The sequence below is a fragment of the Nocardiopsis sp. CNZ308 genome (assembly GCF_004217075.1).
This window is the reverse complement of sequence record NZ_SHKJ01000001.1, coordinates 3700665-3726587: the sequence shown is the minus strand read 5'-3', so window position 1 is coordinate 3726587 and position 25923 is coordinate 3700665. Positions and strand designations below refer to the sequence as shown.

At 72.8% G+C, this 25923-nt stretch carries 21 protein-coding genes, 1 tRNA gene and 1 rRNA gene; 9 read left to right on the top strand and 14 right to left on the bottom strand.

Annotated features, from left to right (window positions below; genetic code table 11):
• The first annotated feature begins 220 nt into the window (after positions 1 to 220).
• Both bcp and EV372_RS16260 read left to right on the top strand, forming a co-directional pair.
• Positions 221 to 703: a thioredoxin-dependent thiol peroxidase gene (bcp, locus tag EV372_RS16265; protein ID WP_130396656.1), complete on the top strand. Its 483-nt coding sequence runs from the start codon at positions 221 to 223 to the stop codon at positions 701 to 703.
• 91 nt (positions 704 to 794) lie between these two features.
• Positions 795 to 869: transfer RNA gene (locus EV372_RS16260), tRNA-Leu, on the top strand.
• 48 nt (positions 870 to 917) lie between these two features.
• On the opposite strand, the gene EV372_RS16255 is transcribed toward EV372_RS16260, so the two are convergent.
• From EV372_RS16255 to EV372_RS16240, 4 genes are all read right to left on the bottom strand, one after another.
• Positions 918 to 2174 carry a serine/threonine-protein kinase gene (locus EV372_RS16255; RefSeq protein ID WP_275101160.1) on the bottom strand — a complete coding sequence of 419 codons (1257 nt, stop codon included), beginning with the start codon at positions 2172 to 2174 and terminating at the stop codon, positions 918 to 920.
• Positions 2175 to 2426: 252 nt separating this feature from the next.
• A complete protein-coding gene (locus EV372_RS16250) occupies positions 2427 to 3773 on the bottom strand; it encodes a M16 family metallopeptidase (protein ID WP_130396655.1) in 1347 nt (448 codons plus the stop codon).
• Positions 3774 to 3815: 42 nt separating this feature from the next.
• Positions 3816 to 5144, bottom strand: coding sequence for a M16 family metallopeptidase (locus tag EV372_RS16245; RefSeq protein WP_130396654.1), 1329 nt, complete (start codon positions 5142 to 5144; stop codon positions 3816 to 3818).
• A 139-nt stretch (positions 5145 to 5283) separates the two neighbouring features.
• The gene (locus EV372_RS16240) at positions 5284 to 5952 is read right to left on the bottom strand and encodes a hypothetical protein (RefSeq protein WP_130396653.1); all 669 of its coding nucleotides are present in this window, start codon (positions 5950 to 5952) and stop codon (positions 5284 to 5286) included.
• 126 nt (positions 5953 to 6078) lie between these two features.
• On the opposite strand from EV372_RS16240, the gene sppA reads away from it, so the two are divergent.
• Positions 6079 to 7767: a signal peptide peptidase SppA gene (gene sppA, locus EV372_RS16235; protein WP_130396652.1), complete on the top strand. Its 1689-nt coding sequence runs from the start codon at positions 6079 to 6081 to the stop codon at positions 7765 to 7767.
• 14 nt (positions 7768 to 7781) lie between these two features.
• Positions 7782 to 8240, top strand: coding sequence for a flavin reductase family protein (locus EV372_RS16230; protein WP_130398952.1), 459 nt, complete (start codon positions 7782 to 7784; stop codon positions 8238 to 8240).
• A 154-nt stretch (positions 8241 to 8394) separates the two neighbouring features.
• On the opposite strand, the gene EV372_RS16225 is transcribed toward EV372_RS16230, so the two are convergent.
• The 6 genes from EV372_RS16225 to EV372_RS16200 all read right to left on the bottom strand — a co-directional run bounded on the left by EV372_RS16225 (position 8395) and on the right by EV372_RS16200 (position 13805).
• Entirely contained in the window at positions 8395 to 9297 is a 903-nt protein-coding gene (locus EV372_RS16225) for an ABC transporter substrate-binding protein (protein WP_130396651.1), read from the bottom strand.
• Positions 9298 to 9383: 86 nt separating this feature from the next.
• Positions 9384 to 10061 carry an ABC transporter permease gene (locus EV372_RS16220; protein ID WP_130396650.1) on the bottom strand — a complete coding sequence of 226 codons (678 nt, stop codon included), beginning with the start codon at positions 10059 to 10061 and terminating at the stop codon, positions 9384 to 9386.
• A gap of 2 nt (positions 10062 to 10063) precedes the next feature.
• Positions 10064 to 10966: an ABC transporter permease gene (locus tag EV372_RS16215; RefSeq protein ID WP_197044438.1), complete on the bottom strand. Its 903-nt coding sequence runs from the start codon at positions 10964 to 10966 to the stop codon at positions 10064 to 10066.
• Positions 10963 to 12072: an ABC transporter ATP-binding protein gene (locus EV372_RS16210; protein ID WP_130398950.1), complete on the bottom strand. Its 1110-nt coding sequence runs from the start codon at positions 12070 to 12072 to the stop codon at positions 10963 to 10965. Before EV372_RS16210 ends, EV372_RS16215 begins: the two co-directional genes overlap by 4 nt.
• A 194-nt stretch (positions 12073 to 12266) precedes the next feature.
• Positions 12267 to 12938 carry an HAD family hydrolase gene (locus tag EV372_RS16205; RefSeq protein WP_130396649.1) on the bottom strand — a complete coding sequence of 224 codons (672 nt, stop codon included), beginning with the start codon at positions 12936 to 12938 and terminating at the stop codon, positions 12267 to 12269.
• 135 nt (positions 12939 to 13073) lie between these two features.
• A complete protein-coding gene (locus EV372_RS16200) occupies positions 13074 to 13805 on the bottom strand; it encodes an NUDIX hydrolase (protein ID WP_013151450.1) in 732 nt (243 codons plus the stop codon).
• 139 nt (positions 13806 to 13944) lie between these two features.
• Here EV372_RS16200 and nadA point away from each other — a divergent pair, with 139 nt between their 5' ends.
• Together nadA and EV372_RS16190 are read left to right on the top strand one after the other, a co-directional pair.
• A complete protein-coding gene (gene nadA / locus EV372_RS16195; RefSeq protein ID WP_071621357.1) occupies positions 13945 to 14943 on the top strand; it encodes a quinolinate synthase NadA in 999 nt (332 codons plus the stop codon).
• Between the two features lie 132 nt (positions 14944 to 15075).
• Positions 15076 to 16527, top strand: coding sequence for a sigma-70 family RNA polymerase sigma factor (locus EV372_RS16190; protein WP_130396648.1), 1452 nt, complete (start codon positions 15076 to 15078; stop codon positions 16525 to 16527).
• Positions 16528 to 16564: 37 nt separating this feature from the next.
• Here the strand turns inward: EV372_RS16190 and EV372_RS16185 are convergent, their stop codons facing one another.
• On the bottom strand, positions 16565 to 17176 hold the full coding sequence (locus EV372_RS16185; protein ID WP_130396647.1) for a TetR family transcriptional regulator: 612 nt from the start codon (positions 17174 to 17176) through the stop codon (positions 16565 to 16567).
• 480 nt (positions 17177 to 17656) lie between these two features.
• Here EV372_RS16185 and EV372_RS16180 point away from each other — a divergent pair, with 480 nt between their 5' ends.
• From EV372_RS16180 to EV372_RS16170, 3 genes are all read left to right on the top strand, one after another.
• Entirely contained in the window at positions 17657 to 19030 is a 1374-nt protein-coding gene (locus tag EV372_RS16180) for a glycosyltransferase family 4 protein (protein WP_130396646.1), read from the top strand.
• 113 nt (positions 19031 to 19143) lie between these two features.
• Positions 19144 to 19863 carry a class I SAM-dependent methyltransferase gene (locus EV372_RS16175; RefSeq protein WP_026338750.1) on the top strand — a complete coding sequence of 240 codons (720 nt, stop codon included), beginning with the start codon at positions 19144 to 19146 and terminating at the stop codon, positions 19861 to 19863.
• Positions 19863 to 20954 carry a prenyltransferase gene (locus tag EV372_RS16170; RefSeq protein ID WP_130396645.1) on the top strand — a complete coding sequence of 364 codons (1092 nt, stop codon included), beginning with the start codon at positions 19863 to 19865 and terminating at the stop codon, positions 20952 to 20954. The genes EV372_RS16175 and EV372_RS16170 overlap by 1 nt, the downstream gene beginning before the upstream one ends.
• 240 nt (positions 20955 to 21194) lie before the next feature.
• Here the strand turns inward: EV372_RS16170 and EV372_RS16165 are convergent, their stop codons facing one another.
• The 3 genes from EV372_RS16165 to rrf form a co-directional block, all read right to left on the bottom strand.
• On the bottom strand, positions 21195 to 24551 hold the full coding sequence (locus tag EV372_RS16165; protein ID WP_130396644.1) for a transglycosylase domain-containing protein: 3357 nt from the start codon (positions 24549 to 24551) through the stop codon (positions 21195 to 21197).
• A gap of 215 nt (positions 24552 to 24766) precedes the next feature.
• Positions 24767 to 25405, bottom strand: a complete 639-nt coding sequence (locus tag EV372_RS16160; protein WP_130396643.1) for a class I SAM-dependent methyltransferase — start codon at positions 25403 to 25405, stop codon at positions 24767 to 24769.
• Positions 25406 to 25710: 305 nt separating this feature from the next.
• Positions 25711 to 25826 (bottom strand): 5S ribosomal RNA (gene rrf, locus EV372_RS16155).
• Positions 25827 to 25923 lie beyond the last annotated feature (97 nt).

The following is a 25923-nucleotide window of genomic DNA, read 5'->3' as shown; positions in this document are numbered from 1 at the left end:
GCCGAACGACGGGACGAGTGCGGTCAACAATAGGTGATCGCGTCGCTGGTCACTCCGGATGCGGGCGAACCGAACCGGAATCGCAACCGAACACCGTGCCTCCAGCCTGGCACAGCCCGCGAAGCGTCGACTCACGGGGCACCGGAAGGCGGGTGTGGTTAGGGTGAGTGCGAGAGTCGGCGGGGCGGCGCCCCGCCCGCGAACCCAAGGGGGACACCACGTGAGCGATCCGATCCGCCTGGAGCCCGGCGACCAGGCACCCGACTTCACCCTCGACGACGCCGACGGCAAGCCCGTCACCCTGAGCGAGGTGCTGGCCTCCACCGGCAAGCGCGTCGTCCTGTACTTCTACCCGGCGGCCATGACCCCCGGGTGCACCACGCAGGCCTGCGACTTCCGCGACAACCTGCGCGACTTCGACTCCGCGGGCCTCACCGTCCTGGGCGTGTCCCCGGACACGAGCGACAAGCTGGCCAGGTTCCGCGACAAGGAGGGGCTGACCTTCCCGCTGCTGGGCGACCCGGGCAAGGACACCCTGCACGCCTACGGCGCCTTCGGTGAGAAGAAGAACTACGGCCGCGTCGTGCAGGGCGTCATCCGCTCCACCGTCGTCGTGGGCACCGACGGCCGGGTGGAGAAGGCCTTCTACAACGTGAAGGCCACCGGCCACGTCGACCGGATCAAGAGGGAACTGGGCCTGTGACACGGGTGCCGGGGGCGGCCCCCGGGGGCGGCGGGCCCGTGTGCACGCCGCGGCCGGGCCCCGCGCCCGGCACCGGTACAGTTGTCCGCGAGGGGCCGTAGTCCAACTGGCAGGAGACGGCAGCTTTAGGTGCTGTACAGTGCGGGTTCGAATCCCGCCGGCCCCACCCAGCCCACCCCGCCCAGCCCGCGCGGGGGATCCCTCCGCGGCGGCGCTACCGGCCGAGCAGCGCCCAGAGCATGACCGCGAGCAGCAGCAGGACGCCGAGGGAGACCGCGGCGATGGTGGCCACCGCGGGCAGGCGGCTGCGCTCGGCGTGCTTGCCCGAACTGGTCAGCCCCAGCGTGTCCGTGGACTCGCGGATCGAGGTCATGATCGAGTTCATCGCCTCGGGGCTGTTGCGCAGCCGCTCGTTGATGGACTCCGCCAGCACGTGCGCGCCCGCCTTGAAGTGCTCGCGGGCCGACTCGCGCTCCTCGCCCTCGGGACGGGGCTCGGCGGGCGTGGCGGTGCCCTTCGCGGCCGTCTCCGGACTCGTCTCGGGCGCCCACGGCGCGAGAGCGGCGATCCGCAGCATCTTGGTGGCGTTCTCGGCGGTCAACCGCTCCGAGGGCTCCACCCGGAGCAGACCGGCCAGCACCGGCGCCAGCGGGCCCGCGCTGGCGGCCTCGGCGGGCTCGTCCAGCTGCTCCTGGCGCAGGATCTTGATGTAGCCCTTGCGGTCGTAGGGAGGGTGCCCCTCCACCGCCGCGTACAGGGTGGCGCCCAGGGACCACAGGTCGGACTCGGGTCCCACCGGGCCCGCCTTGGCCCGCTCCGGCGGGATGTAGGCCGGGGAGCCGATGATGCGCCCGGACGCGCTCAGCGCCGACTCGCCGTTCCAGGCGGCCAGCCCGAAGTCGGTGAGCACGACCCGCCCGGCCTGGCTGATCATCACGTTGTCGGGCTTGACGTCGCGGTGCACGATGCCCTCGGCGTGCGCGACCTTGAGGGCGTCGATGAGCTGGAGGCCGATCTCGGCCACGCGCTGGTAGGGCAGCGGGCCGCCCACCTGGATGAGCTCCTCCAGGGTGGAGGCCTCCACCAGCTCCATGACGATCCAGGGGCGGTCGTCCTCGTCCACGACGTCCAGGACGGTGACCAGGCTGGGGTGGGTGAGGCGTCCGGCGACGCGGGCCTCACGGGTGGTGCGCTGCAGGAGCGACTCGCGCTCGGAGCGGCTCAGGTCCGCGGGCAGGCGCAGCTCCTTGACGGCCACCTCGCGGTCGATGACCAGGTCGGTGGCGCGCCAGACCGTGCCGACACCGCCGCGGGCGATCTCCGACACCAACTGGTAGCGCCCCTTGAGCAGGCGTCCCTCGGGACGGGGCTCGGCGGCGTCGGCCGCCTCCGCCCGTGCGGAGGAGCGCGACGCCTCAGGGCGCTGCGTGTGGGGGTTCTCTAGGGAGGACACGGTTATCCACGGGTCCATTCACCGGCCATGGTGGCCTCCTGCGGGAGCATTGCGGTCGCTGTCACCACGTAGGTGCACGGATCACTCGTTATACCAGCAGGACGCCGGATCCATGCTGGTGGTTGCCACATCACGGACACATAGGTTCGCTTTCGTTATGTCCGACGACGACCCGAGCATGCAGTGACGTGGGTCTCACTCCGAGGCTCCCGTGCCTGTTGGCGCGGGTGGCGCGGGTGCGCGGGCGGACCGTCCGCGCACCCGTCGGCCTCAGGTCCAGAGCGAGTCGGGAGTGCGCACCTCGACCGGGCCGACCCCGGTGTCGGTGAGCGGCTGGCGCAGGCGCTCGGCGTCGCCGACGACCACCACGACCGACTCCTCGGGGCGCAGGTACTCGGTGGCGGCGCTGTCCAGGGACTCCTTGGTGAGCCTCTCGTACCCGGCCCGGACGCGGTCCACGTGGTCCTCGGGCAGGTCGTGCACCACCATGTCGACCAGGGCTCCGGCCATGGCGCGCGCCGTGGCGTAGGTGACCGGCAGGCCCACCGTGTTGGAGTCGCGCACGGCGGCCAGCTCCTCCTCGGTGACCCCCGACTCGCGCAGCTTGGCGACCTGCTCCAGCGAGGAGGTGACCGAGTGGGCGGTGGTGTCCGCCTCGACCTGGGCGGACATGAAGAACACCCCGCTGTCGCGGCGCAGGTCGAAGCGGGACCCGGCGCCGTAGGTGTAGCCCAGGCGCTCGCGCAGCTCCAGGTTGAGCCGGGAGGTGAACATGCCGCCCAGGACCTCGCTGACGCCCTCGGCGCGCGGCAGGTCCACCTGCGAGCGGGAGGGGGCGCGGTGCGCGATGACCAGGGCGGACTGCACGGAGCCGGGCCGGTCCACGATCAACACGCGGGGCAGCTCCCCGGGCGGCGGGGCGGGCTCGGTCGGCTCGGGCGCGCGCACCGCGGCGGCGTCGCCGAACACGGTCTTGCCCAGGTCCTCCAGGTCGATCCCGGTGAGGTCGCCGACGACCACGAGGGTTCCGGCCACCGAGGCGACGGAGTCGGCGTGGAAGGCCGCCACGGTCTCGGGGGTGACGTCGGCCAGCTTGACCGGGCCGCCCGCGAGCGGCGTGGCGTAGCGGCCGGTGAACAGCTGACCGCCCAGGCTGCGCATGGCCAGGGTGCCGGCCGAGGCCGCCTCCAGCCAGAACCGCTCCAGCAGCTGGTCGCGGCGGCGGACGACGTCGTCGGGGTCGAGCGCGGGACGGCGCACCGCGTCGGCGAACAGGCGCACCGCCTCGGGCAGGCGGCCCGCGGGGGCGTCCAGGCCGGTGATGAAGGCGTCCCAGTTGACGCGGGAGACCCACTCGGCGCCGTGACGCTCCAGGGCGGGCGCCAGGGAGCTGTTGCCGTTGGGGCCGTCCTCCAGGACCTCGCTGGTCAGAGCGCCGACGCCCATGGCGTCGAGCGGCTCGGAGGCACCGCCGTGGGGGTGCACGAGGCGGAGGGAGACGAGCTGTTGGCCGGGTACGTCGATGGCGACGACCGTGCCGCCGCCGACGGTGAGGCGGCGGGGCTTGGGAAAGGTGTAGGACGCTACGGCACCGAGGTCCGGGCGTGTCTGCGGCATGCTCTGCGGCTCTTTCTGCGGCTTGCGGTAACGGAACCCGGATCAGGCGTCGACGGTGTCGGCCCCGGCCGCCTCGGCGGCCTCGGACTCCTCGGGGTCGAAGCGGACGACGAGCAGGTTGTCGTCGACCAGCACGCGCTCGGCGGCGGCCCGCACCTCCTCGGCGGTGATGTCGTCCCAGCGCCGGGGCCAGGTGTAGGCCAGCTCGGGGTCGTCGAACAGCTGGGTGCAGCTGCTGATGCTGTCGGCGAGCCCGGAGGGGCTGGAGATGGACTGGAGGTGGTCGCGCTCCAGGACGGCGCGGGCCCGGTCCAGCTCCTCCTCGGTGATCCCGGCGGCCAGCTTGGCGATCTCCTCGCGCATGGCCTCCTCCAGCACGTCGCCGCTGACGCCCTCGCGGGCGAGCATGTTCACCAGCATCAGGCTGTCGGTGTAGCGGAACGGCAGGATGTCGGCGGCGCCGCCGCCGTCGTCGGCGGCGATGGGGCGGTCCACCACCAGGGAGCGGTACAGGCGGCTGCCCTGCCCCTGGCCCAGGACGGCCGAGGCCAGGTGCATGACGTCGAACCCGCGCTCGCCGTAGGGGGCGACGCGGAACCCGAGGAACACCCCGGCGGCGGGCACGGTCTCGGTGACCGCGTCGCGGACCGGGCCGCCCAGCGGGGCCTCCAGGGCGGCGTCGGGCGCCTCGGGGACGCTCTCGCGGGCCGGGATGGGACCGAAGAACTTCTCCACGCGGCCGCGGACGTCCTCGGGGTCGAGGTCGCTGACCACGGTGAGCACGCAGTTGTCCGGGCCGTAGTGGGCCTTGTGGAACGACTTGACGTAGTCGAGGTCGGCGGCGTCCAGGTCGGCCATGGAGCCGATGGTCGGGTGGTGGTAGGGGTGGCCCTCGGGGTAGGCCAGGCGCAGGATGCGCTCCAGGGCGGTGCCGTAGGGCTGGTTGTCGTAGCGCTGGCGGCGCTCGTTCTTGACGACGTCGCGCTGGTTGTCCAGGACCTCCTGGGTCATGCCCTCGCGCAGGGTCGCCAGCCGGTCGGCCTCCAGCCACAGGATCCGGTCCAGGGCGTGCTCGGGGACCGTCTCGTAGTAGTTGGTGCGGTCGGTCGAGGTGGAGGCGTTGATGTCGCCGCCGAGCCGCTCGACCTCCTCGAAGTGCTCGCCCTTGGCGACACCGCCGCTGCCCTGGAACATCAGGTGCTCGAAGAGGTGCGCGAACCCCGTGCGCCCGGGGACCTCGTGCCGGGACCCCACGCCGTACCACAGGTTCACGGAGGCGACCTGGCCCGTGGAGGCCGCAGCGGTCACCAGACGCAATCCGTTGTCGAGCGTGTACTGAACGACACGTCCCGCCGCTCCGATGGTGGTCACCAGTGCTGCCCCCGATTCACGTCGCCTGCGACCGCGCCGCCCGCGCGGGCGGCCGTCGTCGTAACGAGTACGACCCTACGGCCTCATCGGACCGCGGGGACACCCGATCGGGTAATCGGTCGAACCGAAACCGCGGCGGTCAGCTCTGGTACTCGCTGGTGTCCATGGACAGGGCGATCTCGTCGTACACGGCGGAGTACTGGGAGTCGGCCGACCACACGTAGAGCAGGACGTCGCTGACCGGCAGGAACCACATGCGCACCTCGAAGGCGTCGCCGTTGACGCACGCCACGTTCCACACCGAGTGGTGCGAGGTGAGGCCGTCGGCGTGGTCGGTGAAGTCGGAGACCGCGAGCTCGGCCCCCTCCACGCCGATGCCCCCGGAGGCGGCGGTGTTGAGGCTGCGGCAGCTGCCGGTGTCGGCCGCCCAGCCGCCGTCCTTGCTGAACGCCTCGCCCTCGCCCGGCCAGCCCTGGGGGTGCTTCTCGGCCGCGTGCGGGGTCAGCTGCACGGAGCCGTACCCGCAGGGCTCCTGTCCGGGCGGGCTCACGCAGAGCACACCGCCCTCGTTCTGGGTCTGCCAGCCCTCGGGGACCTTCAGGGACACGCCCTCGATGCTCTCGGTGGCGAACTCCTCCGGCGCCGGGGGCTCCGCCGCGGGCAGGGGCCCGCTCTCGCCGAGCTGCAGTTCGGCCTCGCTCCCTCCGGAGCAGGCCGACAGGACCAGCAGCGCCGCGGCAGCCGCGCCCGTTCCCGTGCCGACGCGTGCGGCGCGCGCCCGCCGCCGTCGCCCGTGGATGCCCGCCATGCCGTCGTCCCTCTCGTGGATCCCGTGCTCGAACCACCGTTGACCTTAGCGCGCCCGACGACCGCATCGCCCGATTCGGCCCGTTCCGGACGGCGTTCCACACCCCCGGAGCACTACGCTGGGCCCATGGTGGACCTCGCGAAGATCATGAAGACCCGACAGCGCCCCCAGGGGCCGCTGGTGCTGGAGCTGGACCTGACGGAGGGGGTCGCCGACCAGGCCCCCGGGGATCCGTTCAGCCAGATCATGAACCGGCGCAGGCAGCAGTACCTGGACGTCCTGGAGGGGATCCGCCGCGGCGCGCGCGACCCGCGGGTGGCGGCCCTCCTGGTCCGGGTGGACGCCCGCTCCCTGGGATTCGCCAAGGTCCAGGAGCTGCGCGACACCGTCGCCGACTTCCGCGCGGCGGGCAAGCCCGCGGTGGCCTGGGCCGACTCCTTCGGCGAGACCGGCGAGGGCAACCTGCCCTACTACCTGGCCTGCGCGTTCTCGCGCGTGGTCATGGCGCCCACCGGCGTGCTCGGCCTGACCGGCCTGATGATGCGCACGACCTTCGTCAAGGGCGCCCTGGACAAGCTGGACGTGTCCTACGAGGTGGGCGCGCGCCACGAGTACAAGAACGCGATGAACAGCGTCACCGAGACCGGTTACACCGCCGCCCAGCGCGAGGCCAGCGACCGGATCGTCACCTCGCTCGGCGACCAGATCGTCGAGGCGGTCTCCCTGGCCCGGGGGCTGCCCCGGGAGGAGGTGCGCGCGCTGGTCTCCCAGGGCCCGTTCCTGGCCCGCGAGGCGGTCGAGCACAAGCTGGTGGACGGGCTCGCCCACCGGGACGAGGTGTACGCGCAGCTGTTCGGGGAGCTGGGCGGTGAGCCGCAGCTGCAGTTCGTCACCCGCTACCACCGCAAGCACACCGCGCCCCAGCAGCTGTCCCGCAACCCCAAGGGCCACATCGCGCTGATCTCCGCCACCGGAACGATCAGCCTGGGCCGGACCCGGCGCTCGCCCCTGGGCGGCGGCACCGTCATGGGCTCGGACACCGTGGCGGCGGCCTTCCGCGCCGCGCGCAAGGACCCCCAGGTCAAGGCGGTCGTGTTCCGGGTGGACAGCCGGGGAGGCTCCCCCACCGCCTCCGACGCGATCCGCCGCGAGACCGAGCTGACCAGCAAGGCGGGCATCCCCGTGGTGGCCGTGATGGGCGACGTCGCCGCGTCCGGCGGCTACTACGTGACCCTGGGCTCGGACGCGGTCGTCGCGCAGCCGGGCACCCTGACCGGCTCCATCGGCGTGATCACCGGCAAACCGGTCCTGGGCGCGCTGAAGGAGCAGTACGGCGTGACCAGCGACTCCGTGCGCACCGGCGAGCACGCGGGCATGTTCGACACCGACCGGCCCTTCACCGAGTCCGAGTGGGAGCGGGTCAACGCGCTCCTGGACGAGATCTACGAGGACTTCACCGGCAAGGTCGCCGCCGCGCGCGGAATGACCCGCGAGCAGGTGCACGAGGTGGCCCGGGGCCGGGTGTGGACCGGCCGCGACGCCCACGAGCGCGGCCTGGTGGACGAGCTGGGCGGCCTGGAGACCGCCGTTCGGCTGGCCCGTGAGAAGGCCGGCGCGGGACCGCTCCCGGTACGGCCCTTCCCCCGCCCGCACCCGCTCGACCGGATCCGCCAGCACGAGTCCAGCGAGGACGTGGGGGCCTCGGGCCCGCAGACCGTGGTCAGCGCCTGGGGTCCCCTGGAGCACGTGGCCGTGTCGATGGGGCTGCCGGTCGGCGGCCCGCTGATGATGCCGGGGCTGTGGGAGATCCGTTGACGTACCTGGAAGCGATGGCCCTGCTGCCCGTCGGCGTCACGGTGGTGACCGTCGCCGACGGCCGCGACGACGTGGGGGCCACCGTCAGCGCCTTCGGGTCGGTCTCGGCCGACCCGCCCGTAGTGTCGGTCAGCGTGGACGCCAGCGGCTACATGGCCGAGGTGATCGAGGAGGTCGGCGCCTTCGCCGTCAACGTGCTGGGGGGCGGCCAGCGGGCGGTGGCCGGGCGCTTCTCCGCCGAGGGCCGTCCCAGCGCGCGCCTGCTGGTGACGGACCAGCCCCACCACCGGGGCGAGCGCACCCGCGCGATCGTGCTGGACGAGGCCCTGGCCGCGCTGGAGTGCTCCGTGCGCCAGCGGGTAGCGGTCGGCGACCACGTGGTCTTCTTCGCCGACGTCACCAACCTGCCGGGGGTGCGGGGCGAGGGCGCGGCCCTGGCCCGCCGTTCCGGCCGCTACCGGCTGGTGGAGTAGGCGGCCGGTTCGGCAGACGGGCCGGTGCGGTGGGCGAAGGGCCGCGCCCCCCTGGGGCGGGCGCGCGCGGGCGGCTCACCCCGCGGGGCCGAGGCGCGCGGGCTGCGCCGCCGCCTCGGCCCCGGCTCCCCCGCGACCGCCGGGAACCGACCACTCAGGCCAGCCCCTCCTGCTCCAGCCACTCCTGGGCGACGTCGGCGGCGTTCTCGTTGCCGATGACCACCCGCTCGTTGAGCTGGGTGAGGACCTCGGTGGTCAGGGCGGCGGAGACGGCGTTCAGCGCGCCCCGGGCGGTCTCGTCCACCTGCTCGCCGTTGACCAGCGGGGTGATGTTCTGCGCGCCGAACAGGTTCTCCGGGTCCTCCAGGACCACGAAGTCGTTCGCGGTGATCTGCGGGTCGGTGGTGAACAGGTTGGCCGCCTGGATGTCACCGTCCAGGAGCGCCTGGGTCAGCAGCGCCACCTCCAGGGAACGGAACTCGCCGAACTCCACCCCGTAGACGTCGGCCAGGCCCACCACGCCCTGCTGGCGGGTCTCGAACTCCGGCGGACCGCCCAGGGTCAGCTCCCCCGCGGCGCCGGCCAGGTCCTCCAGGCTGGCCAGGCCGTGCTCCTCGGCGACCTCGCTGGTGACGGTGACCGAGTCCTTGTTCTCCGCGCTGGAGGAGTCCAGGATCTCCAGGCCCTCGGGCAGCGCCTCGGTGACCCTCTGGTTGGTCTCCTCGCTGCCGCCGGTGGGCGCGTCCTCGTCGAGGTAGGCCAGGATCGCGCCGTTGTACTCGGGGAACACCGACAGGTTGCCGGACTCGATCTGCGAGTAGTAGACCTCGCGGCTGCCGATGCCGAGCTGGTAGTCGACCTCCACGCCCTCGGCCTCCATGGCCCGGCCGTAGATCTCGGCGAGCAGGGTGGACTCGGGGAAGTCGGCGGAGCCGATGACGACCGCGTCGCCGGAGCCGCCTCCGGACCCGCCGCCGCCCTCCTCCGCGTAGGGGTCGCTGGCGCCGCACCCGGTCAGGAGCAGCGCGGCCAGGGGCAGGGCGATTCTCTTGTACATGGGACCTTCTCTCTGGGGTGGCCTGGCCCTGTGACCCGGCCCGGTTCTGTGGTGTGGCCCGGCTCCGCGGCGCGGTCCGGCTCCGCCTAGCCCTGCGGCGCGGCCTGGCGCAGACCGGGGGCGACCAGGAGCCGCCGCAGTCCGGCGAACACGAGCGTGGTCAGGACCGCGAGCAGCACCACCAGCACCGATCCGCCGAGCATCATCGTCAGGTCCTGGCGCGCCTGGCCGTCGACGATGTAGCGGCCCAGGCCGCCGACCCCCACGTAGGCGGCGATGGTCGCGGTCGCGACCACCTGGACGGCGGCGGTGCGCATCCCGATGAGGATGAGCGGCGCGGCCACGGGCAGTTCCAGGCGCAGCAGCACCTGGTGGCCGCGCATGCCCATCCCGACGGCGGCGTCCCTGAGCCGGGGCTCCACACCGCGCACGCCCTCGTGGGTGTTGACCAGGATCGGGGGCACGGCCAGCGCCACCAGCGCGCACAGCACGGGCACGATGCCGATACCGGCGGCCAGCACGATGAGGAACAGGACGCCGATGGTGGGCAGGGCGCGGGCGAAGTTGGCGAGGCTGGTGGTGAGGAAGCCGCCCACACCGGTGTGCCCGGTGAGCAGCCCCAGGGGGACCGCGACGGCGGCGGACAGCAGCAGCCCGAGCAGCGAGTAGTAGACGTGCTCTCCCAGACGCGCGGGGATGCCCGCGCCGCCGGTCCACTGGGCCGGGTCGGCGAACCACGCGACCAGGTCGTTGAGGATGTCCATGGCTACCTCTCCCCCGCCGTGTCACCGGTGTCCGGGTCCGCTGGCGACCGTCCCCCCGCCGGGGCCGCGGCCTGTGGCTCCGCTGCCGGACCCGCCGCCGGGTCCGCCGCGGCCGCCTCCGCCGCGACCGCCCGGCGCCTGCGGCGCGGTACGGCGCCGTCGCGGCGCGACCAGGGGGTGAGCAGGCGCTGGGCGAGCACGAGCACCGCGTCGGTGACGAACGCCAGGGCCACGGTGAGCACGATGCCGACCACGATGGGCGCGTCGAACTGGCGCCGGAAGCCCTCGCTGAGGATGAGCCGGCCGAGCCCGCCCAGACCCACCAGCGAGGCGACGCTGACCATGCTGATGGTGGCCACCGAGGCCACCCGCAACCCGGCGATGACCACCGGCACGGCCACCGGCATCTCCACGTACAGCAGGCGCCGCAGCGGGCCGAAGCCCATGGCGACGGCCGCCTGGCGCACGTGGTCGGGGACCTGGCGCAGCCCGTCCACCACGTTGGGCAGCAGGATCACCAGGGTGTACAGGGCCAGCGGCACGACGGCCGTCCAGTCGCTGAACCCGGTGTAGGGCAGCATGAGGAAGAACAGGGCGATGGAGGGCACCGCGTAGAGCACGTTCACACCGGTCAGCACCGGCGGGTACAGGGGCTTCCAGCGCGCGCACGCCAGGCCCAGGGGCAGGGCGACCGCCAGTCCGATGAGGATGGACAGGTAGGACAGCCGCATGTGCTCGGTCAGGCGGGGCAGGACGCCCCGGTCCGGGTCGCCGGGGTGGCTCCAGTTCTCGACGCCCCAGTCCACGACGCGCACGACCCAGTCCCACGCCCCGGCGAGCGCCCCGGTGCCGGATCCGGCCGCGGACCCGGCGTCCCAGACCCCGGCGACGGCCTCGGCGATCACTCGGTCACCGACCACAGGGCGGCGCTCAGGTCGTCCTGCGAGACCACGCCGACCACCCGACCGTCGGCGTCGACGCCGACCGCGCGGCCCGCGGGCGAGAGCACCGCCGCGTCCAGGGCGGCGCGCAGGGAGTCGGTGCCCACGTCGAAGGTGTGGCCGAAGGGCGCGAGTTCGAGTGAGCCCAGGGCGGTGTCGGCGGGCGCGTCGGCCAGTTGCCGCGCGCTGACCCAGCCCAGGGGCATGCGGTCTCCGCTGACGACCAGGGCCCAGGGCTCGCTCCCGAGCGGGGCGGCCGCGGCGCCCGCGCGCACGCTCTCCTCCAGGACGGCGTCCTGGCGCGGGGAGAGCCTGTCGGCCGGGAAGAAGGACAGGCGCCGCACTCCCCGGTCGTAGCCGATGAAGGACTCCACGAAGGCGTCCCGGGGCGCGGCCAGCAGGTTCTGGGGCGTGTCGTACTGGGCGAGCCTCCCGCCGGGGCGGAAGACGGCGATGCGGTCACCGAGCCGGACGGCCTCGTCGATGTCGTGGGTGACGAAGACGATGGTCTTGTGCAGCTCCTTCTGCAGGCGCAGGAGCTCGTCCTGGAGGCTGGCGCGCACGACGGGGTCAACCGCGCTGAAGGGTTCGTCCATCAGCAGGATGGGCGGGTCGGCGGCCAGTGCGCGGGCGACGCCGACGCGCTGCTGCTGTCCCCCCGAGAGCTGGTGGGGGTAGCGCCGGGCCTGGGCGGGCTCCAGACCGACCAGTTCCATCAGCTCCGCGGCGCGTGCCCTGGCCCTGGCCCGGCCCCAACCGAGCAGCAGGGGCACGGTGGCGATGTTGTCGCGCACGGTGCGGTGCGGGAAGAGCCCGGCCTGCTGGATGACGTAGCCGATGGAGCGGCGCAGCGCGGCGGGGTCGCGCTCGCGCACGTCCTCGCCGTCGATGCGGACGGTGCCCCCGGTCGGTTCGACCATGCGGTTGATCATCCGCAGCGACGTGGTCTTGCCGCTGCCGGAGGGACCCACGAAGACCGTCGTCTGGCCGGTCTCGACGGTCAGGTCCAGCTGGTCGACGGCCACCGTGCCGTCGGGATAGAGCTTGGCGGCGCCCTCGAACGCGATCATCGGCGGTGTCGTCTCCATTCGGGGAACCGGAGGGTCCGGAAAGGTGAGGTGTGGCGAGGGGCAGGCCGTTCGCACGTTACCCCCGCGCACGCTGGTCAAACCGTGAGGTGGAGGCCGTGACCGTACCGGGACCGAAGGTGGCGCGGACACGCCGAGGGGCCGGGTCCCACGACCCGGCCCCTCGGCGTGCCGCCTCAGTCCTGACGGCCGATCCAGTCGGCGAGCTGGTGCAGGTCGTCCAGGACGGCGTCGGCGCGGGCCGCCTCCTCGGCGGCGGCGTGGCGGTAGCCGTAGATGCCCCGGCGCAGCAGGACGGTGCGCATCCCGGCGGCGCGGGCGGGGAGGACGTCGTTGTCGACGCGGTCGCCGACGTAGACGATCTCGCCGGGTTCGGTGCCGGGGCGGGCGGCCCGGACCAGGGACAGGACGCGGTCGAAGAACGCGGGTTCGGGCTTCTTGACGCCCCAGTCGTCGGAGATGCCGATGCCGTCGACGCCCAGGTCCATGGCGGTCAGGGCGGGCCCGGCCTCGGGCGGCTGGTTGCCCGCGATGACCAGGGAGATCCCGGACGCGCGCATGGCCGCGAAGGCGGGGCGCACGTCGGGGTACAGGTCGGCCTCGCCGAAGTGCTCGCGCTCCCCGTCGGGGTCCTCGGCGCGCCAGCGCGCGCTCTCGGCCGCGAGGTCGAACCCGGGCACGAGCAGGCGGAAGCCGTCGGTGAGGGTGCCGCCGCAGGCGAGCACGCCGCCGATGGTCCCGAAGAAGGCCATGTGCGGGATGCCGAAGCGGTCGGCCCAGCGAGCGAAGATCCGCGTCTCGTCGACGAGTGTCTCGCCGACGTCGAAGACCGCAGTACGAATTGCCACGGTCAGGGAGTGTACAAGCCGCCGACGACGGTCCCCGGGCAGGGGAGGGGCCGCGGCCCGGGACCGGCCGCGGCGTCCGGCCGGGAGGACCGGCCCCACGGGGGGCGGAACCGGGCGGGCCGACCCGCGGAGCCCTCAGCTGGGCGGGCGCAGCACCGCGAAGGCGTCGGTGACCTGGAGGCTGCGGTCGCGGAACCGGAAGAGGGCGGCGGGCCTGCCCCCGGATCGGCCCGAGGGCACCGATCGGCCGGTCTCCTCGATCTGCCCCCGGCGCAGCAGGACGCGGCGCAGGTTGGTGGCGGCCACGTCGTGGCCCAGCGCGGCCCGGTAGTAGCCGGACAGCTCCGACATCGTGAACTCCGGCGGCGCGAGGGCGAACCCGACGTTGGTGTAGCTGAGCTTGGCGCGCAGCCGCTGGCGTCCGGAGCGGACGATGGAGGCGTGGTCGAAGGCCATGGTCGGCAGGTCGGCGGCCGGGTGCCAGCCGGTGTCGTCGGGCACGACCGGGTCCACGTCGGCGGGGACCAGCCCCACGTAGGCGGTGGCCAGGGTGCGGCGCCGGGGGACGCGGTCGGGGTCGCTGCGGGTCTCCAGCTGCTCCAGGTGTGACAGATCCCTCACGTCGACCTTCTGGGCGAGCTGGCGCCGGATGGAGGCGCCCAGGTTCTCCCCCCGGCCGAGCCTGCCGCCGGGCAGCGCCCAGGCGCCCTCGCAGGGCGGCAGGGCCCTGCGCCACAGCAGGACGCACAGTTCTCCGGCACGGATCTGGAGCACGACCGCGAGCGCCTCGTGCACCGACAGCTCCGCGTGGTCGGACGCGGAGCAGACGGACGCCGCGACCTGTCCGTTTTCCTGAGGGATGTCCACCCTGTCCCTTCCGTTACCCGTCATGTTAAGCTTCATCAGGTTTGTGCCTGACAGACAAAAACTTGTCCTCATCCGCACCGACCCTCCCCGGCACGGCGCCCGCGCGGCGTTGCCCACAGCCTCAAGGAAGTAGTTGGACATGGCACCGGTCACCGCCACGGCGGACACCATGACCAGGCAGGAATGGGCCGCAGAGGTCCACCGCCTGGCGAAGGAGCGCGACGCTGTCATCCTCGCGCACAACTACCAGCGCCCGGAAATCCAGGACGTCGCCCACCACACCGGCGACTCCCTGGCGCTGTCCCGTCTGGCCGCCGGTGTCGACGCGAGCACCATCGTCTTCTGCGGCGTGCACTTCATGGCCGAGACCGCCAAGATCCTCGCCCCGCACAAGACCGTCCTGCTGCCCGACCCCAACGCCGGGTGCTCGCTGGCCGACACCATCACCGCCGAGGACGTGCGCGCCTGGAAGGCCGAGCACCCCGACGCGGTCGTGGTCGCCTACGTCAACACCACCGCCGCGGTCAAGGCCGAGACCGACATCTGCTGCACCTCCTCCAACGCCGCGGACGTCATCCGCTCCATCCCCGAGGACCGCGAGATCCTCTTCCTGCCGGACCAGTTCCTGGGCGCCCACGTCAAGCGGGTCACCGGCCGCGACAACATCCACGTGTGGATGGGCGAGTGCCACGTGCACGCCGGGATCGACGGGCACACCCTGCGCGAGCGGGTCGCCTCCGAGCCCGACGCCGAGGTCTACGTCCACCCCGAGTGCGGCTGCGCCACCTCCGCCCTCTACCTCGTGGGCAGCGGCGCCGTCCCGCAGGAGCGGGTCAAGGTCCTCTCCACCGGCGGGATGCTGACCGCCGCGGAGAACACCAGCGCCAAGAAGGTCCTCATCGCGACCGAGACCGGCATGCTGCACCAGCTGCGCAACGCCAACCCGAACACGGAGTTCGAGGCGGTCAACTCGCGCGCCGAGTGCCACTACATGAAGATGATCGACGCGGACAAGCTGCTCAACGCGCTGCGGTTCGGCACGACCGAGATCACGGTCGACGCCGACACCTCCGCGCGCGCCCGCCGCTCCGTCGAGCGGATGATCGCCATCGGGTCACCGTCACGCGGCGGAGAGTAGCCGATCCGCGACCGCCGGGTCCCGCGTCCGGCCCCGAGGTTACAGAAGACTTACCTTCAAGACACAGGTAGACGATTCACCCACGCGTCGCCGCGCCCCTCGCTACCGTCACGGGTAACGGGGGGTTGAAAAGTGACCAGAGGTAGCGAACCAGGCGAACCGTCGACGGTCGAGGCGCTCTACGACGCCTTCGCCCCGTCCCTGTACCGGTACGCCTGGTCGCTACTGGGTGAGGAGGACACCGCACAGGCGGCGGAGGCCGTGCACGACGGCCTCGTCGCCGGTGTCGTCCTCGACTCGCGGCGCGCGGACCCGGCCGACCTCGGCTCCTGGCTGTACGCCCTGGTCCGCTCGGCCTGCCAGCGCCGCGGCCTGGCCCACGTGAGCCCCTACACCCGGCTGGCCACGGTGCCCGCGGAGGAACCGGTGGCCCGTATGTTCGCCCGGCTGCCCGCCAGCCACCGCGAACTGGTGGAGCTGAACCTGCGGCACGCGCTGCCCACCTCCGCGGTCGCGCGCGTCCTGGGCCTGGACCCCCAGATCTGCGGCGAGCTGTCGCGCTCGGCGATCCGCCGCGCCGCCGAGAACCTGGACGGCCGCGACGGCGGGCGCCGCGTCCCGGACCCCCGCCCCTCCCGGGAGGCGGGAGCACCGGACGGCGCCGGGGACACCGGCGGCCCGGGGACCGCCGCCTGGCGCGCCCAGGTGCACGACGTCTCCCAGGCCCTGGCCCTGCTGCGCCCGCCCGGCCCGCCGCCCGGCCTGCGCGAGGCGGTGGTGCGCACCTGCACCGATCCCGGCCTCGCCGCGGCCCGCGAGCGCATCGCCGCGCAGATGCACCCCCTCACCGGCGAGGGGTACCCGATGCACCGCTCCCGCGCCGCCGGGGCGGTCGAGGAGGAGGCCGAGGCGGCCGAGCCCGGCCCCGAGGCGCCGCCCCGCGCCCTGCCCGGCGACCGGCTGACCACGCGCGACCACCCGGTGCGCGACGAAGCGGTCACCCCGCTGGCCGGACCCCGAGCCCCCACCGGTCCCGACTCCGGTGACGACCCCGACGACCAGCGCACCGCCCGCCGCCGCTGGCCGCTGCCCGCCGTCTCCGGCCTCGCCACCGTGGCGCTGGCGGTCGCGCTGTGGGGCTGGGCCAGCGCCGTGGGCGGCCCCTCGACGATGATCGGCTCCGGTCCCGACGAGGCCGGGCGCGGTCCGCTGGTCCCGCAGGTGGAGACCGACGCGACCAGCGCGGACACCAAACCGGAGGCCGGACCGACCGTGGAGCCCCCGGCCGCGCCGACGGAGCCCACCGAACCCGGGACCGCGACGGAGCCGGGGCCGGAGGACGGCGGCGGCAGCGGGCACCAGGTCCCCGACCCGGCTCCGGAGCGGACCACGCCCGCACCGCCCGCGCAGGAGCCGAGCCCGCCCTCCGGAGGCGAGGGCCCCGACGGCGGCCCGGACGCGCCCGAGGGCGAGGATCCCGGAGACGACGACGCCCCCGGCGGCCCGCCCGAGGAGGACGGGGACGACGGGGGCGGCACAGGACTGCTCGACGGGCTGTTGGGGCTGCTCTTCGGCGGTGGCTGACACCGGTCCCCCGCCGGCGCGGGGGAGGATGAGCGGGTCAGAACGGGGCGAGCAGGCGCTCGGCCGCCGTCTGGAGCCGCCGCTCCACCTCGTCCACGTCGCGGCGCCCCTTGAGGACCTCCACCAGTTCGAAGATCCACACGCTGGTCAGCGAGCCCACCAGGACGTAGCCGGTGCTGTCGCGGTCCACCTCGGTGCCGCCCTCCTCCTCGGCGCCCTCCAGGTTGCCGGTGGCCACCCGCCACACCAGGTCGGAGATGCGCACGTCGAGCTCGATCTTGACCTCGGCCATGATGAGCGAGCGCACCAGCGCGTCGGCCAGCTCCGGCTCGCGCATCAACCCGCGCGTGGCCCGCAGCAGGACGTCGACCGCGCGTTCGGCGGGGGTGTCGGCGGTGGGCGGGCGGCGGACGATACCGCCCTCCAACAGGTCCAGCTCCTCGGTGACCACGGCCACCACCAGGTCCATCTTGGAGGGGAAGTACCGGTAGAGCGTGCCGAGGGCGACACCCGCGCGCTCGGCCACCGAACGCATCTGCATGGCCTCGACACCACCGCGCACGGCCAGCGCGGCCGCGGTCTGCACGATGCGCCTGCGGCGCTGGGTCTGACTTCGTGACATCGTTCCGCTCGCCGCCCGCACCGCCACAGGATCTCCCCTTCGTCGTCAGCCCGCGCGCTGCCCGCTCGCCGCGGCGCTGATGCCCGTCGCCGACGCCCACCCGGAGGCGGCGGCTTTTACGAGAACACGTTATCCAACGGATTCCCCCGAAGACGGCCGGCCAAGCCCATGATCCTCACCTCATCGCCCGACGTAGCAGTAGCAATACGAAAAGAGGACCGGGGTTTTCGGATCGCCTGACAGGCTTTGTAGAATTTGTTCTCATTTGTGTACCGCACATGAACACCGCCCCTCCCCCGGCCGTCCGGGCGCCCGCCGCGCCGAACGCGGCGACGCGCCCCGCCGGAACGCCGCCGCGAGGCGCCCGGCATAGGATCCCTTACCAACCGGCCCGACGCCGGTCCGAACACAACTGCCGAGTAACATAGGCACGCGCACGCCTGTCACCGGCCGACGGCATCCGCGCCCACGGCGACCGGGCCCGCGACCCAACGAAGAGGTGGACTCTTGACCCAGTCGGGCACCACACCGAGCCCACGGCCCCCTGCCGAGCGCCCCCTGCGCGTCGCCCTGCTGTCCTACCGCAGCAAGCAGCACGTCGGCGGACAGGGCGTGTACGTCCGCCACCTCTCGCGCGAACTGGCCGCCCTGGGCCACGAGGTCACCGTCCTCTCCGGCCAGCCCTACCCCGTCCTGGACGAGGGCGTGACCCTGGAGAAGGTCCCCTCCCTGGACCTGTACAACGACGCCCACCCCTTCAAGGCCCCGCCCGTGCGCGAGTGGCGCGACTGGATCGACGCCCTGGAGGTCGCCACCATGTGGACCGCCGGGTTCCCCGAGCCCCTCACCTTCTCCCTGCGCGCCAACCGCGAACTGCGCCGCCGCCTGGACGACTTCGACGTCGTCCACGACAACCAGACACTGGGCTGGGGACTGCTCGGCATCAGGTCCGCCGGGCTGCCGCTGGTCACCACCATCCACCACCCCATCAGCGTGGACCGCAGGATCGAACTGGCCGAGGCCCGGGGCCTGCACAGGCTCACCAAGCGCCGCTGGTACGGGTTCGTGGGCATGCAGGCCAGGGTCGCCCGCCGACTCGACCCGATCCTGGTGCCCTCCCAGTCCTCCGCCGACGACATCGCCCGCGAGTTCGGCGTCGCCCCCGCCGCCATGGAGGTCACCCCGCTGGGCGTGGACACCCGCCACTTCCACCCGCGCCCCGCACTGGAGCGCGTACCGGGACGCATCGTGTGCACCGCCAGCGCCGACAGCCCCCTCAAGGGCGTGGCGGTCCTGCTGCGGGCCGCGGCCAAACTCGCCACCGAACGCGACATCACCCTGACCGTCGTCAGCAGACCCAAGCCCGGCGGCCCCACCGACCAGCTGGTGGACGAGCTGAGCCTGCGCGACCGCGTCGAGTTCGTCAGCGGCATCGACGACACCTCCCTGGCCGAACTCATCGCCAGCGCGCAGGTGGCGGTCGTCCCGTCCTTCTACGAGGGGTTCTCCCTGCCCGCGGTGGAGGCCATGGCCTGCGCCACGCCGCTGGTGGCCAGCCACGCCGGAGCGCTGCCCGAGGTCGTGGGCACCGACGGGGACGCCGGGCGCCTGGTGCCCCCGGGCGACCCCGAGGCGCTCGCCGAGGCGCTCGCCGCCCTGCTCGACGACGACGCCGAACGCGAGCGCATGGGCGCCGCCGCCTGGCGCCGGGTCCAGGAGCGCTTCACCTGGAGGGCCGTCGCCGAGCTGACCGCGCGCCGCTACGCCTCCACCATCGACGCCGTGCGGGGGAACCACCCCGCCGACGGCGACACGCGGCCCGGCCCCGCCGAGCCCGCGGCCGCGCCAGCACCCGAGCGGGCCCGCGCGAACGGCGCCTGACCGGCCCGAGCCGCGCGCCGCCCCGTCGGGCCACGCGGCGGCCCACCGCCCCGCGTCCGCGGCCGCTGAGCCCCGAACCCAGATCCCCGAGCCAGATCCCCAGGGAGCCTCCACTGATCACCGTCGACTTCAACCTGTTCCCCGTCGGCCCGGGCGACCGCGTGCTCGACCTGGGCTGCGGCGGCGGCCGCCACGCCTTCGAGGTCTACCGACGCGGCGCCGACATCGTGGCCTTCGACCAGAACGTCGCCGACCTCGCCGAGGTCGAGACCATGTTCGCCGCGATGCGCCACGAGGGCGAGGCTCCCGAGGAGGCTAGGGCCGAGACCGTCAAGGGCGACGCCCTGGACATGCCCTTCGACGACGCCAGCTTCGACCGGGTGGTCGCGGCCGAGATCTTCGAGCACATCCCGCACGACACCGCCGCGATGGCCGAACTCTTCCGGGTACTGCGGCCCGGCGGCATCGCCGCGGTGACGGTACCCAGCTTCCTGCCCGAGCGCCTGTGCTGGGCCCTGTCGGAGGAGTACCACACCAACGAGGGCGGGCACATCCGCATCTACACGCGCGCCGAACTGGAGGCCAAGCTCAAGGCCACCGGCTTCGAGATCGGCCCGCACCACCACGCGCACGCCCTGCACGCGCCCTACTGGTGGATCAAGTGCGCGGTGGGCACCGACCGGGACGACCACCCGCTCGCCAAGGCCTACCACGACATGCTGGTCTGGGACATGCTCAAGGCCCCCGCGGTGACCCGCGTCGCCGAGCGCCTGCTCAACCCGGTCATCGGCAAGAGCGTGGTCGTGTACGTGCGCAAACCGCACGACGCCTGATGTCCGTCACCCCCGCGCCCGCGCCCACCGCCGGACCGGCCCCTCACGACGCCCTGAGCCTGCCCGGTGTGCTCGACGCCGGGCAGCTGCACCGCTCGGCCTCCTACCTCGCGCGCTGCCAGGAGGACAGCGGGGCCATCCCGTGGTTCCCCGGCGGGCACACCGACGTGTGGGACCACGTGGAGTGCGCCATGGCCCTGACCGTGACCGGCCGCAGCGCGCCCGGACACGCCGAAGCGGCCCGGCGCGCCTACCTGTGGCTGGCCGACAGCCGCGCACCCGGGGGCGGGTGGCCCGCCAAGTTCCGCCAGGGCGTCCCGGTGACGCGGCTGCGCGAGGCCAACCACGCCGCCTACCCGGCGGTGGGCCTGTTCCACCACCTGCTCGTCACCGGCGACACCGCGTTCGCCGAGCGGATGTGGCCGGTGGTCGAGGAGGGCCTGGAGTTCGTCCTGGCCCTGCGCGGCGAGCACGGCGAGATCCTGTGGGCCCGTTCGGAGAACGGCGCCCCCGGGGACCACGCCCTGCTCACGGTGTGCGCGAGCGTGCACCACGCGCTGCGCTGCGGCACCGCCCTGGCCGCGCGCCTGGGCCGCTCCCGCCCCGCGTGGACGGCCGCCGCCGACCGCCTCGCGGTGCTCATCAACGGGCACGAGGACCTGTTCGCCGACCGCGGGCGCTTCTCGATGGACTGGTTCTACCCCGTCCTGGGCGGCGCCGTGCGCGGCGCCGCCGCCAAGGAGCGCATCGCCGAGCGCTGGGACCGCTTCGTGGTGCCCGGGCTGGGCGCGCGCTGCGTGAGCGACCAGCCGTGGGTGACCGCGGCGGAGACCTCGGAGCTGGTGCTGGCCCTGGCCGCCGTCGGCGACGTGGACGCGGGCGTGCGCCTCCTGCGGGACGTGCAGCACCTGCGCGACGCCGACGACGGCGTGTACTGGACGGGCTACCAGTTCGCCGAGCAGGTGCGCTGGCCGGTGGAGCGCAGCACGTGGACGTCGGCCGCCGTGATCCTGGCGGTGGACGCGCTCACCGGGACCACACCGGGCTCGCGGGTCTTCCTGCACACCTGGGACGGGGACCCCTCCGACTAGGCGGTGCTCTCGGGCCCCGTTCCGCTCCGGTCCCGCCCGCGCCGCCTCCGGCACCCGGTGTGCGCCCGCCCCCGCGAACCGAGGCCGGTCCGGGCGGACGGGACCCGCCGGTCCGCCGACCGGCACGGGAGCGGCGGAGGCCGAACACCAAGGACCCGACACACGGGGAGGGCCCGGCGGTGCGCACCGCCGGGCCCTCCACCCGTTCTCACCGGCTCCGGTCACCACCGGACCCGGACCTCACCAGAGGTCGTCGCGCCTGGCCGGCGGGCTCTCACCGCCGCCGCCACCGCCGCCGCCTTCCTCTCCGCCGCCGCCGTCACCGGGACCCGGCTCGGTCCCGGGACCGGGGATCTCCGGCCACTCGGGCGTGGTGGGCACCTCCGGCTCCACCGGCGTCTCCGGCGTGGTGGGCGCCTCCGGCTCCACCGGCGTCTCCGGCTCCACCGGCGTCTCCGGCTGCTGCGGCTGCTGGGGCTGCTCGGTGGACACCTCCGGAGCCCAGTTCTCGGTGGTGCCGCTGAAGGCCGGGCTCGGGAACGAACCGGGCTCGTAACCCTCCATGGCGGTGCTCATGTACCGGTTCCACAGCGACGCCGGGAGCGTACCGCCCGACAGGGAGCCGTATCCCGGGATACTGAAGCTCTCGTTGTTGCCGCTGTAGATCCCCACCGCCGTGGACAGCTGCGGGGTGTAACCGACGAACCAGGCGGCGACGCTGCCGTCGGTGGTGCCGGTCTTGCCCGCGGTGGGGTGGTTGGCCAGCCGCGCCGCGGTACCGGTACCGGCGTTGACCACCTGCTGGAGGGCGTGGGTGACGTCGGCGGCGGTCGCCTCCTCCAGGGCCCTGTTGCTCTCCACCTCCGGACGCACGTTCTCGCCCTCGGAGTCGATGATCTCCCGCACCACGTGCGTCTCGACGTGCACGCCGCCGTTGGCGAAGGTGGCGTACCCGCTGGCCTGGTCGACCGTGCGGGCGCTGGAGGCGCCCAGCGGCATGACCGGAACCAGCTGGCTGTCGGGGACGCTCCCCTCGGGCCAGCCCGCGGCGTAGACGGTGTCGCGGACGTTCTCGAAACCGACCTCCTGGGCCAGCTCGATGAAGCCGAGGTTGTTGGAGTGCTGGGTGGCTTGCGTGAGCGTCATGATTCCGCCCGGCGCGTTGCCCGCGTTCTGGATGCGCGATCCCGCGATGGTGCGCGGCCCGCGCCCGTCCACCGTGGAGTTGAGGCTGTAGCCCTGCTCCAGTGCGGTGGCGAGCACGTAGGGCTTGAACGCCGAACCGGTCTGCGCGGCACCGAGGAAGGAGCTGTCGTACTGGTTCTCCCAGTAGTCGTGGCCGCCGTAGAAGGCCAGCACCTCGCCCGTCGCCGGGTCGACGGTGGTCAGGCCGACGTTGACGCCCTCGGGCCGGTTCTCGAGCGGGACCATCTCCTCCACCGCGGCGTAGGCGGCGTCCATCATGTCCTGGTCGAACGTGGTGACGATCCTGTAGCCCTGGCGGTTGATCTGGTCCTCGGTGTAGCCGAGCCGCTCCAGCTCGTTCATGGCCTCCTGGAGCATGTAGCCCTTGTAGCCGCTCAGGTCGGTGCCCTCGCTGGGCCGCTCCGGCTCGGGCGCCGGGAACTCCATCGCGTCGGCCTCGGCCTGGGTGATGGCCTCCGTCGTGACCATGCCGTTGACGACGTACTCCCAGCGCCGCTCCATGGAGGGGGTGGTCTCCACGTCGGCCTCACCGAAGGGGGTGGGCTGCTGGATGGCGGCGGCCAGGAACGCGGCCTCGGCGGGCTCCAGGTCCTGGACGTCCTTGTGGTAGTACGCCTGCGAGGCGGCCTGGACTCCGTAGGCGTTGCGACCGAAGTAGATGGTGTTGAGGTACTGCTCCATCACCCACTCCTTCGACTCGCTCCGGTCGACCTTGAGGGCGATGATGATCTCCCGCACCTTGCGGGTGATGGACACGTCCCGGGAGATGCCCTCGTAGTAGTTGCGGACCATCTGCTGGGTGATGGTGGAGCCGCCCTGGACCTGCTGGCCGGTGACGGTGGACCAGACCGCGCGGCCGGTGCCGCTCACGGACACCCCGGGCTCGGTCCAGAAACCGCGGTCCTCCGCGGAGATGACCGCCTCGACGACATGGTCGCCGCCCGCGGTCATCTCGTCGTAGGACAGGATCTCCCGGTGGGTGCCCCGGTAGGCGAACTCGGTCTCGCCGTCGGCGAAGTAGAAGGTCGAACCCTCCTCCAGGACGTCGGCCTTGGCCGCGTCCGGGACCTCCACGGTGCTGTAGAAGAAGGCGAAGACACCGCACCCGATGATGAAGAACACGCCGGCGACGATGAGGAAGACCCGCAGGATCCTCCACCAGAGGGGCTTCTTGGCCTTCTGGCCGGCGCCCTTCTTCTTGCCCCGCGCCTTGGGGTCACCCGGGCCCTTGGGCCCGCCGGGCCCGGTACCGCCGGGACCAGCCGGACCCTTGGGGCCGCCAGGGCCGGTGGGACCGCTGGGTCCACCGGAGTTGCTGGAACTGGTGGTGGCACCCGGACCGCTGGGGTCGCCGTGTGCCCCGGAGTGGGCGGCGGCCGCTCCCGCGGCACCCGCAGCTCCGGCCGCGGCCGCGGCGGAACCGGGGCGGGCACCCCGGTCCTGATTCCGGGAGGGCGAATCGGCCACGTAGGAGGAGAGGCGACGCGGCTCGGGCCACAGGGACGCGGTCTCGGCCGCGGAGGACTCGTCGATCCTCTGCTCTCCGTCACGGTCCGGAGCGACCGCGTCCGGTGCGGCGGGCACAGCGGACGTGGCGGCCTCGGCGGACTCGTCATCGAAGTCCTGGACGTCGGTCACGGTTCCGGCCACGGGGCTCTTGGGAGCTCCCGTGCGCTCCTGCCCGCGCGGGCTCCAGAGGTCTGTCCCGCCCTCTTCGGCACCGGCGTTCCCGGAGGAGTCGTCGGACGTCTCCGCCGTCTCCGCGGAGGCGGCGGCGCGGACGGAGTCGAGCGAGATGGGCTCGGTCCGGTCGGACACCGGCGATGGGGGCTCGTCGGCGCCGGCCGTACCGTCCTGGTTGACGGACGCGTCGTCGGCCGCGAAGGGCGAGGCGGCCTGGGAGGACCCTCCGTCCCCCCGGACCCCGTCCTCGTGCGTGTCGGGCTCCTCCGCTCCCGCGCTGCCGGCCGAGGCGGGGGAGCCGGCCGCGGGAGAGGTGTGGACGGCATCGGCACCGTGCGCGTCGGCGGGAACGCCGGAGGCCTCCGCGTCCTCGTCGCCGGTGTCGTCGGAACCGAAGCCCTGTTCCGCGAGGTTCTGGGCGACCTTGTCACGGAGGAAGGTACCGCTGGTCTTGAAGGTGACCGGATTGATGAACTCCGGTTCGGGCTGTTCTCCTACGCCTTCTTCTCCTCCAGAAGCGCCATGAGTGGATTGGTTCCCCTCGACGTTGGGTACTCCACTCTCGGGAGTGTGCTTGTTGGACAGCTCTTCGGCAGAGGTGTTCCTGGTGTCCGGCGTGTCCTTCCCGGGACGCTGTCCATCCGCCCCGCTTTCGCCGTGTGTGCTCTCGCTCAGTTCCCCGCCCCCATGGCAAATCACGTCCGGCACCGTGCCGTCCTGATGTTTGACGCGCGAGTGCCCCGGATCGTTCAGTTCGAGTCAGGACCGAAGCGGTAATTCGGGGAATAACGCCGCCATCGCTCAGCCCTCCAGGCCACGATACCCGCCCGTAACCATGTCAAGTCCGAACGGGTAAGCGTACTGTCACTTCTTACCCAAGGCTTACCCTGGGCAGCTGTGCATCGGAAAGGCTGTTAGCCCGCTCACTTCCCCGGGGTGCGTTCGAGCACCCGCAGGGAGCCCACCGCGCGCATCTCCTTGAAATCCCCCGAGTCGAGGGCCTTCCGGTAGATGTTGTAGGGCGGTCGGCCGCCGTCCTCGGGGTTGGGGAACACGTCGTGGATGACGAGGGCCCCGCCGGGGGCGACGTGGGGACTCCAGCCATCGTAGTCGTTCTGGGCGGCCTCCTCGCTGTGACCGCCGTCGATGAAGACCATGCCGAGCGGGGTGCCCCAGACGGCCGCGACATCGGTGGACCGGCCCACGAGCGCGATGACCTCCTCGTCCAGGCCCGCTTCGGTGATCGTGCGCCGGAAGTGCGGAAGGGTGTCGAACCTGCCGGTCGCCTCGTCCACCAGGGACGCGTCGTGGTACTCCCAGCCCTCCTGGTGCTCCTCCGAGCCCCGGTGGTGGTCGACCGTGAGGACCTTGACCCCGGTGGCGCGGGCGGCCGCTCCGAGGAAGATCGTGGACTTGCCGCAGTAGGTGCCGATCTCCACGATCGGCCCGACCTGGGCGTAGGAGACGGCGGTCTCGAAGAGGGCGGTGCCCTCGTCCGTGGGCATGAAGCCCTTCGCGGCCTCCGCCGCGGCCAGAAGCTCTGAGGGGATTGTCTTCGTCATGCGGAAATTGTCCCACCAGCGAAAACAGAAACGGGCAGTGGCCTGTGCGAGCGGACTGCCGCGCCTGCGGAGGGGGCGGCTGGTTGTCCACAGCGCGCAAGAGGCCCTGGCGCCCCCACCCCCGCACCCGGTTCACTGGAACACAGGGGGCCCACCCAAGGACCCGCACCCCCACCCACCCCCACATTCACAAACGCACAAACAACCCCACAAAAAAAAGGGGGTGGGGAAGCCTCCCCGACAACCCCACCCCCACACAAAAAAAGAGGGGCCGCCCCAACAGGCGACCCCCCTCTCACAAAAAACCGTGGCAGCGACCTACTCTCCCACCCCACCACAGGGCAGTACCATCAGCGCAAAGAGACTTAACGACCGGGTTCGGAAAGAGACCGGGTGTGACCCTCCAGCAATAACCACCACGGAAACCACACACCACCCACCCGACTCCACCCACCCCCACAAAGGAGCAAGGAATCACAGCGAGCAGCAAGCTCCGTGAAAAGTGTGCGCGAACATCC

What these genes read in the sequence shown, in the direction of transcription:
- EV372_RS16255 (WP_275101160.1), bottom strand. Translation starts at nt 2,174, where the DNA reads ATGGACCCGTGGATAACCGTGTCCTCCCTAGAGAACCCCCACACGCAG.
- EV372_RS16250 (WP_130396655.1), bottom strand. Translation starts at nt 3,773, where the DNA reads ATGCCGCAGACACGCCCGGACCTCGGTGCCGTAGCGTCCTACACCTTT.
- EV372_RS16240 (WP_130396653.1), bottom strand. Translation starts at nt 5,952, where the DNA reads ATGGCGGGCATCCACGGGCGACGGCGGCGGGCGCGCGCCGCACGCGTC.
- sppA (WP_130396652.1), top strand. Translation starts at nt 6,079, where the DNA reads ATGGTGGACCTCGCGAAGATCATGAAGACCCGACAGCGCCCCCAGGGG.
- EV372_RS16230 (WP_130398952.1), top strand. Translation starts at nt 7,782, where the DNA reads ATGGCCCTGCTGCCCGTCGGCGTCACGGTGGTGACCGTCGCCGACGGC.
- EV372_RS16225 (WP_130396651.1), bottom strand. Translation starts at nt 9,297, where the DNA reads ATGTACAAGAGAATCGCCCTGCCCCTGGCCGCGCTGCTCCTGACCGGG.
- EV372_RS16220 (WP_130396650.1), bottom strand. Translation starts at nt 10,061, where the DNA reads ATGGACATCCTCAACGACCTGGTCGCGTGGTTCGCCGACCCGGCCCAG.
- EV372_RS16210 (WP_130398950.1), bottom strand. Translation starts at nt 12,072, where the DNA reads ATGATCGCGTTCGAGGGCGCCGCCAAGCTCTATCCCGACGGCACGGTG.
- nadA (WP_071621357.1), top strand. Translation starts at nt 13,945, where the DNA reads ATGGCACCGGTCACCGCCACGGCGGACACCATGACCAGGCAGGAATGG.
- EV372_RS16170 (WP_130396645.1), top strand. Translation starts at nt 19,863, where the DNA reads ATGTCCGTCACCCCCGCGCCCGCGCCCACCGCCGGACCGGCCCCTCAC.
- EV372_RS16160 (WP_130396643.1), bottom strand. Translation starts at nt 25,405, where the DNA reads ATGACGAAGACAATCCCCTCAGAGCTTCTGGCCGCGGCGGAGGCCGCG.